This window comes from Pseudomaricurvus alkylphenolicus (assembly GCF_011683955.1).
GTDB classification, from domain to species: Bacteria; Pseudomonadota; Gammaproteobacteria; order Pseudomonadales; family Cellvibrionaceae; genus Pseudomaricurvus; species Pseudomaricurvus alkylphenolicus.
This window is the reverse complement of sequence record NZ_JAAQPI010000001.1, coordinates 1,164,148-1,177,298: the sequence shown is the minus strand read 5'-3', so window position 1 is coordinate 1,177,298 and position 13,151 is coordinate 1,164,148. Positions and strand designations below refer to the sequence as shown.

General features: G+C 53.6%; 11 protein-coding genes. 4 read left to right on the top strand and 7 right to left on the bottom strand.

The window, feature by feature from the left end; translation table 11 throughout:
* Positions 1-1,065 carry a spirocyclase AveC family protein gene (locus HBA55_RS04645; protein WP_166987726.1) on the bottom strand — a complete coding sequence of 355 codons (1,065 nt, stop codon included), beginning with the start codon at positions 1,063-1,065 and terminating at the stop codon, positions 1-3.
* A 144-nt stretch (positions 1,066-1,209) separates the two neighbouring features.
* Here HBA55_RS04645 and HBA55_RS04640 point away from each other — a divergent pair, with 144 nt between their 5' ends.
* Complete coding sequence (locus HBA55_RS04640; protein WP_166987723.1) at positions 1,210-2,211, top strand: AraC family transcriptional regulator ligand-binding domain-containing protein; 1,002 nt, start codon at positions 1,210-1,212, stop codon at positions 2,209-2,211.
* Between the two features lie 38 nt (positions 2,212-2,249).
* Here HBA55_RS04640 and HBA55_RS04635 read toward each other — a convergent pair whose 3' ends face one another.
* From HBA55_RS04635 to HBA55_RS04615, 5 genes are all read right to left on the bottom strand, one after another.
* The gene (locus HBA55_RS04635; RefSeq protein WP_166987720.1) at positions 2,250-3,614 is read right to left on the bottom strand and encodes a Fic family protein; all 1,365 of its coding nucleotides are present in this window, start codon (positions 3,612-3,614) and stop codon (positions 2,250-2,252) included.
* A 442-nt stretch (positions 3,615-4,056) separates the two neighbouring features.
* Complete coding sequence (locus HBA55_RS04630; RefSeq protein ID WP_166987717.1) at positions 4,057-4,797, bottom strand: hypothetical protein; 741 nt, start codon at positions 4,795-4,797, stop codon at positions 4,057-4,059.
* 86 nt (positions 4,798-4,883) lie between these two features.
* On the bottom strand, positions 4,884-5,678 hold the full coding sequence (locus tag HBA55_RS04625; RefSeq protein WP_166987713.1) for an enoyl-CoA hydratase-related protein: 795 nt from the start codon (positions 5,676-5,678) through the stop codon (positions 4,884-4,886).
* A gap of 14 nt (positions 5,679-5,692) precedes the next feature.
* The gene (locus HBA55_RS04620; RefSeq protein ID WP_166987710.1) at positions 5,693-5,902 is read right to left on the bottom strand and encodes a hypothetical protein; all 210 of its coding nucleotides are present in this window, start codon (positions 5,900-5,902) and stop codon (positions 5,693-5,695) included.
* Positions 5,903-5,980: 78 nt separating this feature from the next.
* On the bottom strand, positions 5,981-7,567 hold the full coding sequence (locus HBA55_RS04615) for a phytoene desaturase family protein (RefSeq protein WP_166987707.1): 1,587 nt from the start codon (positions 7,565-7,567) through the stop codon (positions 5,981-5,983).
* A gap of 136 nt (positions 7,568-7,703) precedes the next feature.
* Here HBA55_RS04615 and HBA55_RS04610 point away from each other — a divergent pair, with 136 nt between their 5' ends.
* A complete protein-coding gene (locus HBA55_RS04610; protein ID WP_166987704.1) occupies positions 7,704-8,714 on the top strand; it encodes an AraC family transcriptional regulator in 1,011 nt (336 codons plus the stop codon).
* Between the two features lie 154 nt (positions 8,715-8,868).
* On the opposite strand, the gene HBA55_RS04605 is transcribed toward HBA55_RS04610, so the two are convergent.
* Positions 8,869-9,525, bottom strand: a complete 657-nt coding sequence (locus tag HBA55_RS04605; protein WP_166987701.1) for a TetR/AcrR family transcriptional regulator — start codon at positions 9,523-9,525, stop codon at positions 8,869-8,871.
* A 232-nt stretch (positions 9,526-9,757) separates the two neighbouring features.
* Between HBA55_RS04605 and HBA55_RS04600 the strand changes: the two genes are divergently transcribed.
* The gene (locus HBA55_RS04600; protein ID WP_166987698.1) at positions 9,758-12,040 is read left to right on the top strand and encodes a TonB-dependent receptor; all 2,283 of its coding nucleotides are present in this window, start codon (positions 9,758-9,760) and stop codon (positions 12,038-12,040) included.
* A 102-nt stretch (positions 12,041-12,142) separates the two neighbouring features.
* A complete protein-coding gene (locus tag HBA55_RS04595) occupies positions 12,143-13,150 on the top strand; it encodes a DUF7064 domain-containing protein (RefSeq protein ID WP_166987695.1) in 1,008 nt (335 codons plus the stop codon).
* Position 13,151: the final 1 nt, after the last annotated feature.

The window sequence follows — 13,151 nt, the reverse complement described above, 5'->3', positions numbered from 1 at the left end:
TTAAAAAGGATTGTTTTCAGGTCTGGGGATGGAAATGCCGGGACCCGGGCACTGATTGCGGTCATCGCCGTATTTGCACATGCCATTGATCATGTACGAGGGGTAGCCTTCCGGCCACGGATCACTGTGGGTGGCGAACCACATATTGGGAACAAAAAACACCAGGAAAAAAGCCGTATGGGTAAAACCGAACAGTCCAAGAAACTTGATCCACTGCTGGCAAAACTGACCAATATTCAATGAATCCAGACCACGATCGACAAATGTCTCGCCTTTGTCATTCTTGAAAAAACGCAGCGCGGCGACCACCGCCACGGCGCCACCAAAAGTCAACATCTCAGTTAAGGGAAATTGGTAGGTTTCACCGGCAAACAAGGTGACTTCCCGTATTCCACCAGGATAGGCGTAAACACCAGTCCGAAGGATCAACACTTCGACCACCAGATCGGTCAGCATGACGCCGGCAATCAGGAGTGCCAACATGGGCACGAAGCCAAGGTTCGGATATCTCGCCTTGACCTTCTTGAGCAGAAAACAGGGAAACACCACCATCAAATAGACCCAGCACAGGTAACCCGTCGCCAGTACCAGGATCGGTTCTGGCAGCAGATTCCCCGCCGGGCTGGTCCAGCCTGGCCAGCTGCCCAAAGTCCAGGATCCCATATTCACCGCGTAGGAGTTATAAAGCACGGTTGTGGTGTTGTAGTTCATGCTCGGGTCCCAGATCCACATGGTCCAGCAGCAGATAGCCAGCATGGCATCGGTGGTCAATTTGCCCTCCTGCATTGAAGGTTTCAGTATCCAGGCCCAAACGGCATAGAACCAGAACAGCACCGACAGCGCTTGAATGCCGTACAGGTACCACAACTCCAGTTCAGAGATGGGATCCGGCCCGGGATCGGTGGGTGTAAAATTAGGGCCAAAAATCCAGTTGCCCCAGATATTGAGCTCCAGCACCAGAATAATGGCACCTGCCCAGGCCCAGAACACCACGGGCAGGGTTTTGGATTGAGTGAGCCTCCTGGGGGTGGTAAACGCCCCCATGGATTGCGTTGCTTCGTTCATTGTTGAAGTTACCGAACCATTTAAATTCTCTTCCATATAGTAATCTTATGTACTATATTCTCCATTCATGAACGGTGATATTTTGGGCCAAGAGGTGACGATTTGGGCCAAGTCGCAATGGTTAACTGACGGAGAGGTAGAATAGTGCTGCAGCCACAGAGAGTTATCGGCTACATCAAGGCCATGGCGCGGCTGGGGCACGATGCAAATCAGGTGCTCGCCAATACGGGCCTGACGGTCAAGGAACTGAACCTGCGACATACCACCATCAGTGCGGTGCAATCCCAGGCCTTGATCCGCAATATGGTCGCTCTCACGGAAAACGAGGCACTGGGCTTCGAGCTGGGCGCCGCCACCGATATCAGCGAGATGGGATTACTGGGGCACGCCATGGTGGCCGCACCCTCTTTTCGGCACACGATTACACTTTGGCAGACCTACGCTGCCTCGCTGTATGGCACCCATATGCAGCTGTCGGTACAGGAAAGTGACGGTCGTTCACCCTGGCTGTTATTTATGGACGAAGACCTGACCAGAGGGTTGGGTTACCGCTTCTGCCTGGAGGAATACCTGGCCATGGCCTATAGCCTGGGAAATTCTATGTCCCACGCCCCGGTCCAGTACCACAGCCTGTCGCTGGTTTATGATCCTCCCAAACACCACGCGCTCTACTCGGGTTTGTTCGACTGCTCAGTGGAATTCAACGCGCCCCGCAACTGCCTGGCGGTTGCGGCGCCACAATTGGACACTCCGTTGGTTACGCGGGACGATTATCTCTATGGCGTTTATCGCCAGTATTGCAGTCGTCTCTCAAAAAGAGAAGGTGAGGACAACCAGGTTTCCTATCGAATTCACAACTACCTGTTGAAAGGCCTCGGCCAGACGCCAGCGGTGGAAGCCGCCGCTGACAGTCTGGGCATGAGCGTACGAACACTGAAGCGTCGGCTGCAGGAAGAAGGCACCTGCTTTCGACAGCTGCTGGCCGAGTTCCGTCAGGACTTTGCCCGGCAAAATTTGACCAGTGGCGGTTTGCGCGCAAAGGAAGTGGCTTACTTGCTTGGTTATCAGGACACCAAGCCGTTTTTGCGGGCGTTTAAGGGGTGGACGGGGATGACTATTGGGGAATACCAGAGAACGTCCCCGTAGCCCCACAGGCTCAAGCTTCTATCTGCCGTTCGAAAGGCTCACTGTGGGTGTAATCCTTCGAATTGTAATGCCCTCCACTTTTGAAACTCAGACGGTCGAAGCCCATAACGAGCCAATACGCCTTCGTGCAAACGCCTCAATTCCTCGATAATCAACGCCGAGAGATTAGTGCGTTGCACTTGCTGGATATCTCTATCCAACACTTCTTCCAGTAGAGTCACTGGATCAACATCAGGGCGCAGCACCACCTGACGCACTGCAGCCTTGATTTCCTCCCGGTATTGCAACCGAACAGGGTCGGGAGCGACAAGCTGTTGCTTGATGGCCAAATACTCTTGAGTTGAGCGTTCATAGGCCCACAGATAAAGGTCACGCAACAACTCTATGCGAGTCATTTCATAGACACCCAACATCGCCCTGCTGTAAATCTCTACCGGCACGTCAACAAAAGTTAATGGACACAAGTTAGCGCGAATCAGCGGAATATTTGCCGCCAGGCGAGAAACTCGTTTATTTACATCTGCAAAAGGTTGCAGATACGGCATATGAACCATAGTGAAAAACGATTGCTCAAAGGGGTCTTTGATTTGCTGTGCCTTGTGCAAAAAGAGATCCAACAAATCTGATATCAGTGGCTCGCCCGACAAAGGACGAAAGACACTGCTCCCTATCTCCACAGAGTGCTGACGTATACGCCCCTCATCCGAAGGATTTGGCAGTAAGTTCTCAGACAAGGCACTGTGAAGGTTCAGGATGGTGTAGCGGTTGAAATCAACAACCTCCGCGCCCTCGACCAGCAGCTCAATAGCCGCCTTGTGATTCAGAATCATCTGGGTTTCAATCGCCGCCTTACCTGTCGCAGCCCTTCCATGTTCGATCAACTCCAACGTATCCAGACGGCTATAGGTATTGCCTTCCAACTGACTCGAAGCCCACGAAAGATCAATCAATAACCGAGACAGGATGGCCCTTCCATAAGTGCCGGCAGGTTGCGATGACTGACGCGTGTCCCCCATACGAGCCAACTGGCGCCGAATGGGCTCAGGCAAATAATAGGTATGGTTCGGCTGATAAGCATCGAGAAAGTCTCGCTGATAGCCAACGGGATTGCGGGATTCAACAGGCAACCCGATATACTGCAGGATGTCTTTACTGTCCGCCGACAGGGGAATAGCAGTCGGCAATGATTCAGCGACCTCGACCGAATCGTTTTCTTGCACCGGTGTGTAGCGCCTTGATCTCCCTGCCCCAATGGCGACGAGCTTGCCTTCAGTGACAAGCCGGCTCAGCCACCTTTGCAGGGTTCTTCGAGCCACATCTGGATGAAGGCTCTGCAATTCAGCCAGGGAAATTGGCTCTTCGGCCGCAAGAATGCTGGCGTGTACCTTTGAAACAGAACTCATTTTGGCGCCATTTTAGCGATCTGAATGGCGCAATAATGGCACGAATACGTTAATCGCGCCACTTCTGCGCCATTCACAGACCTAAATGCGCCACTCCAGATGTTAATCGCGTCATTCAGACTCGGCATGCTCCGTAGAGGTTTGCGTGTTATTCCAGCTGTTTCGCGGCCAATGAAATCATCAATATTATAATGATATTTACTATATTCTTAGTCGAAGAGGATTTGAATTTCGACCACTTAACGCTATCCACTCAATGACAATGGCCCATGAATAAGCGGTTGAAATCCCCTGACAGTGACGAAGCCAGCCGGGACTCGACATCCACTACGGGTAGTCCCTTCAGTTTTGGACGAAACTTCTTCTTATAAGGGCTTAGCGCATTGTGAAAAATGAATATCGCCGTCCAGCTTTCTCGATCCAGTTCCTCCGCGAGCTGGTATTAAGACGCTGCAGCCACGGCACCCAAGTCCTTGACCGGCGACCCGCTTTGGAGCTTTTTCATCACCACAATCACCGCCAGGGCCCAAACCACCACCAAAGCCCCCAACGCCAACCAGGCCGGTGACCGGAAGAACGGTGCCAGTGGCCACACGGCCGCCCAATAGCAAAGCGCCATGCCGATATACGCGCCCCACATCAGCGTCGAGTTACCCACAGCAGAGTTACGACGCAACATCATGGGGATCACAAACGGAATACAGAACCACACTGTCCAGCCAAAGGTAAACAACCACAACTCATCGGCCAGCACCGACTTGATCGCATACCAAGCCACGAATACTCCAGCCAGGCCCAGTAGCACCAATGTTTGAAAGGTACGCTGAGACACCTGGGGCATCAGCTCCTTGCGACCGTACTTCAGGGTCAGATACAAAAACAGAAACTCTTCCAGATTGGTAATGATCAACCCCACCCAAAACAGCTGGCAGAACCAGTGGTCGTAGACGTTGAACCACTTGTCAAACATCATCAGATACAGGAGATCGTGAGGAATAAAAATCAGGGTCGCACACACCGGCATACTGAATACCTTGTGTTTGAACCCCTGATAGATGCCCGCCCCAAAGTAGATAAAGTTACAGATCAAGGCCAATCCCCCAAACACAAACAGACGTGCCTTATTGGCATCGATATTGGCCAGTGTGGTGGTGACATCGTAGATGGAGATCACTTCCGACATGTTTCGTCCTAAGATAGAATATCGTTTTTGGCAAGGTAGTGGCATTGGGTCGGAGACCTCGATCGGCCTTCGGCCCCTTCCGGGTACTAAGTGCCATCAAACACCGACGAACGTTTTTCCTGAATGGCCGTTACCGCTTCGACTAGATCGCCGGAAGCCATCGTCTGCTGCTCATACAACGCCGCTTGCTCAACCACCTCCGCCGCCCGGTGCTGCATAATGGTGTTAAGACTGCGTTTGGTACCCTGCACGGCCAGGGGTGCCAATGCCGCAATTTTTTCAGCTATCCTGTTGGCCAGCGGTAGAGCGTCTTCCGCGTAATCCACCAGATCCGTCACCAGACCAAATTCATAGGCTTTGTCGGCCTGCAGATAGTCACCGGTCAACAGATAGCGTTTGGCTCGCAGGATTCCCGCCGCCTGGGGCCAGAACAGACAACCGCCGTCCCCGGCAGCGAGGCCCACCAATACGTGAGGATCAGCAAAACGGGCGTTGCGGTTGGCGACAACAATATCGCAGCCAAACGCCAGAGACGCACCAAAACCAATGGCATCCCCCTGCACAGCGGCTATTACTGGAACGCTGATATGCGTCAGCGCCTGAATAATCCCCACGGCGTTACGGGCTGTGTTGCTGTTGAGCTGCGGGCTTTTGTTTACCTCCAGCATCAATTCAAAATCACCGCCGGCTGAAAAACATTTACCCTCTGCAGCTATAACAATGGCCCGCAGTTCCGTATTAGACTTTAGTGCCTCCAGCGCATGATGAACCTCATCGTGCGCCAGCCCGTCGATTAGGTTGAGTTTATCGGGACGATTGAGCGTCAGGGAGGCGATCGTCCCCTGTTGCTCCAGCTTCAGGGTCTGATATTCACCGTTCACGGGTAATGCTCCAATCAGCGGGAAGGACGAAACATCATGGAGATGGCGTGGAACAGTGTGCCGATGGACATGACTTTAAACACACTGCGCACTTCGGCCGGTTTGACTACAGCGCGAATGGGCATGGCGCCCATGATGGTGCCTTCCACCACCAGGTTGTTGTCGTCTTTGGAGATCTTGCTGACTTCCATCAGGTCGGAGTTATCGCTAGCGTAGAGTTTCATGGTGTTATCCTCTTTAGGTGGCAAAGCTCAAGGCTGTCTATGTGATAAAGCTCAAGGCCGTTCTAAGTGACAAAGAACTCAGTGAGCTTCAAAAATGCTCTTCAGGTTCATGTCCATATCCATGGCCATGCGCATCGCGGTAGCGCGACCACCAAAGGTCACAGTACCGCCCGGATGTTGAATCGGGCCGGCCAGATACAGGGACGAAATGCCCGGCACCTGGTACTGGGACAACTCCGGCGTCGGCCGGCGACCCATCAACTGCCCCACGGTGGTACCGATGCCGTAGATGTCGCCGTGCATCATATTCATGGAGTGACGGTGGTGTTCCAGGGGTGTCTCGATATGACGGGCAATAATTTTAGAGCTGTCGATATTGGTGGTGTACTGTTTGTAGTTCTCCAGTACGGCGTCGGCAAAACCTTCGCGATTTTCCGGCCGCGCCCAGGCTTCCAGGCCCCCGTCGGCCAACTCACGCGGTGCAAAGTGATAGAGATACATGGTGGCCTGCCCCTCCGGTGCCCGTGAGGGATCCAGGTTGCTGTTGATCATGGTGAGCGGGCTGAGATGGTGCTTCGGAATATAACCATAGCGATACTCGTCAAACACCCGGCGACAGGCCTCAACGTCTTTCTCCACAAATTCCACACACAGCGCTTCATCAAATTGTTTGCCTGCCTTCAGGCGCGGTGGCTCCGTCAGTGCAAACTGCTGGTTGACGGCACCGTGGTTACTCAGATGCACCATGCGCGCGCTGGCGGCCACGTCCGGATCCACTTCGGGAATAAAATCCTGCAGGCGCCAGGGATGGATGTTCGCTATCACCGCGTCGCGGGCCTCAATCAGCTCGTCGCCAACGTAGACTCCCTTAACATCCCCGGAGACAATCTTGAAGCCGGTGACTTCGGCTTCGGTGCGAATCTCGCCGCCGTGATACTCGATACAGCGCAGCAACGCGTTGGTCACCTCCCTCGATCCTCCCACAGGGATAGCGGCGTCGTAGGTGTGGGCCAGGCCAAACAGCTGGTACAAGACCACGCCGGTTCCCTTGATGTCCGGCCCTTCCATCATTTCCGCACACCACTTCATGATGTGGATCTTCACTTCCGGAGATTCGTACATATGGTCGAGCATTTCATAGACGCTCATAAACATGGACGCCGCCAGCTTGCGCCCCAGTACGCTGGACTCCAGCATGGTCATAAAATTACCCGTGGGCATGGGCGGTGTGGAGAAGCCCCGGGACAACAATGGCAACAGTTCAGCGCAGTCCTGGGCAAACTCGCGATAGGTCTGGGCATCCTTTTGCGAGAACTTGGCAATGTCTTCGCAGGTTTTGTCCAGATCGGAATAGGCGGTAATGTGGGAGCCATCGCTGAAGATGGTGGCAAACCCCGCCTTCCAGTACTTGAACTCCAGCCCGTGTTTGGCGAACAGCCCCAGTTCGTCGTGGGAAATGGCCGGATTGGCCATACACACATAGTAGCCACTGGCGTGGGGGTCGTTGATAAAGCCGGGAGCGATTTCGATGGAAACCACACCGCCCCCACACTGGTCGTTTTTCTCCAGCACCAACACACTCTTGCCGGCTTTGGCCATATAAGCGGCCGCGACCAGGCTGTTGCTGCCGCCACCCACCACCACCATATCGTACTGTTTGCTCATAGGGTTGTTACCACGTTGATTGCTCAAGGTTATCATCAATTACCAATACATCCATATAGTACGCCTACATACTTTGCGCTCAATGATATTTTGGTGATATATTCAATCAACTGGTGACAATTTCACTCAAAAAACGATGCTGCAACCCATCAAAATCAAGAATTACCTCGCCCATATGGCGCAACGATGTATTGGCGCCGAGGCCGTATTGGCCAATACCGGGCTGCACCCGCAGGCTCTGGATGCCCCTGGCTGCCGCATTGACCTCGCCCAATCCCAGGTCCTTATCCACAATATGCTCAACCTCAGCGGCGATGAGGCCCTGGGTTTCGAACTGGGCAGTGCCGTTACCGTGTCGGAGATGGGCGTGGTGGGCCGGGGCATGATCGCCTCACCGCGGTTTCGCGATACCATCAACCTGTGGGCTGCCTACGCCCCGACCCTGTATGGCACCATGATCCAGCTGTCGCTGGAGGAAGAGCCCAATGTCTGGCATATGTTGCTCAAAGAAGAATTGCCACCGGGACTGTGCTATCAGTTTTGCCTGGAGGAATACCTGGCGCTGGTGATGAATATGGGCGGGCAGATGTTCGGCAAGCCCATTACCTATCGGTCACTGGACATCAGTTATTCGGCTCCTCGGCACGCTGCGTTGTACGAGCAGTTGTTCGATTGCCCGGTCAACTTCGACATGGGCTTTAACCGCATCTCCGTGCTCAGCCCCGGCCTCGACGATTTTATCGAAACCCGCGACGAGTACCTGTACGGTATTTACCAGAGGTATTGCGAACGGCAGTCCAAACAGCAGGCCCATCGCGGTGCCTATGCCTACAAGGTACACAACTATCTGCTCAAGAATCTGGGCAATCCGCCCAGCCTTGAGGCCCTGGCCAGGCAGCTGGACTGCAGCACCGCCACCCTGCGCCGACGGTTGAATAGTGAAGACCTGAATTTTCGTGACTTGGTGAATAGCTTCCGCAGGGACTTCGCGGAGGAGCACTTTAAGTCAACCAACCTGAGTGCCAAGGAAGTGGCTTATCTGTTGGGTTATACCGACACCAAGCCGTTTTTGCGGGCATTTAAACTGTGGACGGGAATGACGGTCGGTGACTATCGCAGAACCCATTCGGTAGCCTCAAACGCTTAAAGAGTTCAGTTTTATGAGACTGAAAACTGCTTTACGTAGGGTGGATTAGCAATAGCGTAATCCACCATGAATCGAGCGAGTGCCAAATTGTGGTGGATTACGCTATCGCTAATCCACCCTACGCCAAGAGCCGCGTTTGTGTGATAAAGTAAGTTTAACTAGCCAGCGCCTGTTCCAAAAATTCCATAAAGCCCTCGCGAATGGACTCACGATAGTAAGGCTCCAGGTAGGCATACATATGACTGGCGGCAAAGCGATAGTAGTCGGTCTCGTTCACCCCGTCCGCATCGGTCTCGATCAGATAGAGACGCAGGTGACTTAACCACACATACCAGAGATTCTCCGCCACCAGTTGTCTTTGCTCTTCGGTATTCACCTGCAGCAGAGGCCCATCGACGGGCAATGCCTCCATGCCGTCCTTGATCATGTCGATACTCATTGCCCGGATTCGCATATAGCGGGCCTTGAGGGATTCGTCCTTGGCGATGACGTAGGACAGGTTGTTAAAGAAAAAACGATAACGCCAAAACACGCTCAGAATGGCCAGCGTCGCTTCAGCATGATCGCGCATGGTGGCGCTCAATTCCGGCGCCCCACCCAGGGCCCCTTCCACCGCCTGTTCGAGCTCATCCACCAGACCATTCACAATGTCATTTTTCTTTTTGTAATGGTAAGTGAGGTTACCAGGACTGATACCCAGAGTACGGGCAACGTCATGTGCGGAAACATCGTGCACCCCCTTTTCGTTAAACAGGTGCAGGCTGGTTTCGAGTATTTGTGCCGGTCTGGAGGGTTTTTCGGCCTGTGCCATACTTGCTGTCCGATCAAAATTTCTTTGAGCACTATACCCGATAGCTGAATAGATCACTTATTTCTATATCGAATATTAACACTATTCAGATATCACAACCCGTTCTGTAAAAAATCAAATTGGGGGTTTGATCTCGAATAAGTACTGGAGTACTATAAATTTAGATCGCATGATTACTATTATTTAGCGTATGTTTATTTGTAGCCCAACCATAATAATCAGGAGAGACCCAATGACCCCATCCAACTGCGGAAAACTCACCCAATTGTTATTGCCACTGGCAATAGCGGGAGTGGCCTCAATGGCAAGCGCCGATAGTGGTGAATTCACCCTTGAGGAGATAGTGGTTACCGCACAAAAGCGAACCCAGAGCCTGCAGGATGTTCCCATTGCCATAGACGCCTTTTCGGAAAACGCCGTGAAAGAGCGCGGTATCGACAGTGCTGAGGACCTGGCCGTGCATACCCCCAGCCTCCAATACGGAGAAGCCGTCGGCTCCGCCCAACTCAGCATTCGCGGTGTGGGTTTTGGTATTGTTACCGGCGCTGGTGAAAACTCCGTGGCCGTGCACTCTGATGGAATCTATATTGCCAACCCCGGCGCCGTGGCCATGCTGCAAAGTGGCGCGTCTTCTATTGAAGTGCTAAAAGGCCCCCAAGGGACACTTTGGGGGCGCAATGCCACTGCAGGCGTGATCAACTTCGTGACCGCTGCCCCCACCGAGGAATTGTCCGGCTCTATCAAACTGGGCTATGGCAGCTACGACGCCAAAGTAGCCAGTGCCACCATCAGCGTCCCGGTAAATGACAGCATTCGCACTCGTTTGGCTATCACTTCCTCGGAGCGGGATGGCTATATCAGTAACCCTGTGGCTGGAGATACCGGCGGTGATGAGCTTCTGGATGTGCGTTTCTCCGCAGACATTGATGTGAGTGATTCCGTCAGCGCCAAGATCCGCGCCTTCCATGCCACCTATGACGCTGTCGGCCCGGTCTGGGACCACAACGATGATCGCATTCTCGATAATGGTTTTCTGCCCGCGCTGGGCTTTAATTTCGAAGGCACTTACGACACGGACCCTTTCCGTTCCCTCGCCAACAGCTACCCGTCATTGGAAGACGAACTGACCGGCGGCTCTGTACGCATCGACTGGGATATCAATGACGATATCAGCCTCGCCTCCATTACCGGATATGTAGACTACGAACGCGACGCACCGGACACCGATATGGACGGCACCAACCTACAGTACGTGAGCGTCAGCCGTGGCGGTACTGACAAGACCCTGTCCCAGGAATTTGACCTTTCCGGCAGTCATGGCAAGCTGGATTGGCTGGTGGGCGCCTTTTTTATGAAGCAGGACGTCACTAATGTAACTCCCAACGCCGACCTTTCCGGTGCCGCACCTGTAGTGCCCCTGGATCCGGCCATGTCCATGTGGCTCGGCACGATCAATATCGAAATTGACTTTGAAGAAGAAATCGAAAGTACCGCCCTGTTCGCTGACGGTACCTATACACTGACCGACACACTTCGCGCCTTCGCCGGCATTCGCTATATGGAGGAAGAGCGAGATGCAACCCTGCACTTCTATCAACACTTGGGGATCTTCGACAGCCCAAGCCTCGACAATCGGCTGACGACCCAAACCATTGTTGCCTGTGAAAACCAGAGACAACAACAAGACGTCGACGAAACTACCGGTCGCCTGGGTTTGCAGTGGGATCTGTCCGATGAAGTGATGACTTACGCTCAGATCTCCACCGGTTATAAAAGCGGCGGTAACTCCACCTCTGCCTGTAACGATGACTTCGAGGCGGAAAATCTCGATGCGATAGAGATGGGCTTTAAGTCCACCCTGCTCGACGGGCAATTGCGCTTGAGTGGTGCTGTCTATGCCTACGACTATACCAACCTGCAAGTGGAAGAAGTGATTCGCTCCAGTGCCAGAGTCAACAACGCCGACGCCGAAATTCTCGGTGCCGAACTTGATGCCCTCTATAGGGTCAACCAAAATATCGAGCTGAACGTTGGTCTCTCCCTGCTGGACACTGAATACACGCAATTTGAAAACGTCGATTTGATCAACGACGCCAGCGGCACCTCTCAGGATCTCTCCGGCAATCCGTTGTTGCGTTCACCGGAATGGACGTTGGTACTTGGCGGCCAGTACACACTGCCGCTATCTTCCGGCGGAGAGATCGTGTTTCGAGCTGACGTCAACATAAGAGACGCCTACCAGTTGCGAGAGTTCGATCATCCCCTGGATGAACAGGACGCTTCCACCGTCGCCAATATACGCGTCAGTTATACCTCCGCCGACGAGCACTGGCATGTGGTGGCCTGGGGTAAAAACATCACCGATGAAGAGGTGATGATCAGTATGCTCAACGCCAACAGCACCTCTGGCGCCAACGTTTTGACTGGCCTGCCCGAGCCGCTCAATACCGGTTGGTCCGGTTCTGTCTACGCACCACCTGCCACCTTTGGCGCCAGCGTGGAGTACATGTTCTAAGCGGATACTGAATGGAGCTTCGTCAATCGCTCCTACCTTCTGGCTGTACTTTAACGAGTACGGCCTCTTTTTTGCCTTTTGAACCATGATAAAGAAGACACCATGTCCTGCGACAACCAAAACTGGTTTAAAACCATCGGCGCCGGCTTCGGCGAATTTACGGGTGCTGATGATTTTCTTCACCCGCAGTCACCTGTCAACGACGACAGCTTAACGGAGACTCAGTACTTCGGCCTCAATATTCCCGAGGCAAACATCTATGGCTTCGGTTACCTGTGGCTGCATCCCAATCTCGACACCGCCACCGGCGGATTGTTCGTTTGCCAGGGTATCAAGCGCTCGCATTTGCAGGCCGAACTGTTCGATATGCGCGCCTACAGTAAACAGAGCGACATCATTACCAATGATCTGCATAGCTTTCGCCTGCCCAACAGTTATCAGGTAGACGTGATCGAACCTGGAAAATCCATGCGCGTTCGCTATCAAGATCCAGCGCGTGAGAATTTTCTGGATATGACCAGCACAGCCATCATGCCAGTCGCCATGCGTGGTAACAATCTCCATTTCGAACAGGCCATGCGCAACCAGGGCGAACTGGTATTGCGAGGCAAGCGTTACACCATCGACAACACCTTTAACGTCCGTGATCGTTCCTGGGGCCAACCGCGTCCGGAAGGCCATAACCCGATCCCGCCGATGACCTGGATGACCGGCACCTTTGACGAGAACTTTGCGTTTAATTTCAGCGCCTTCGATCACCCCGACCTCAAACCGGAATGGCTAGGCAGCTTCGACTGGCCCGCGGAAAATTCCTTTCACGACGGCTGGGTGTATCGCGACGGAGAACTGCTGCGCGCCACCGGCGGCCGCAAGATCACCCGCAGGGATCGCCACAGCGGTCGGCCCCTGACACACGAGATCGAACTCACCGACAGTCGCGGGCGCGACTATCGGATTCGAGGCACCACCCAGGCGGGCCTGCCCTGGTCCGGATGGCCTAACTGTCTGGTGCACCTGAACCTGACCCGCTGGGAATGGGACAGCCGGGTTGGCTGGGGCGACACCCAGGAATGCCAATGGACCGACTATATCCACCAATTTACCGACTGAG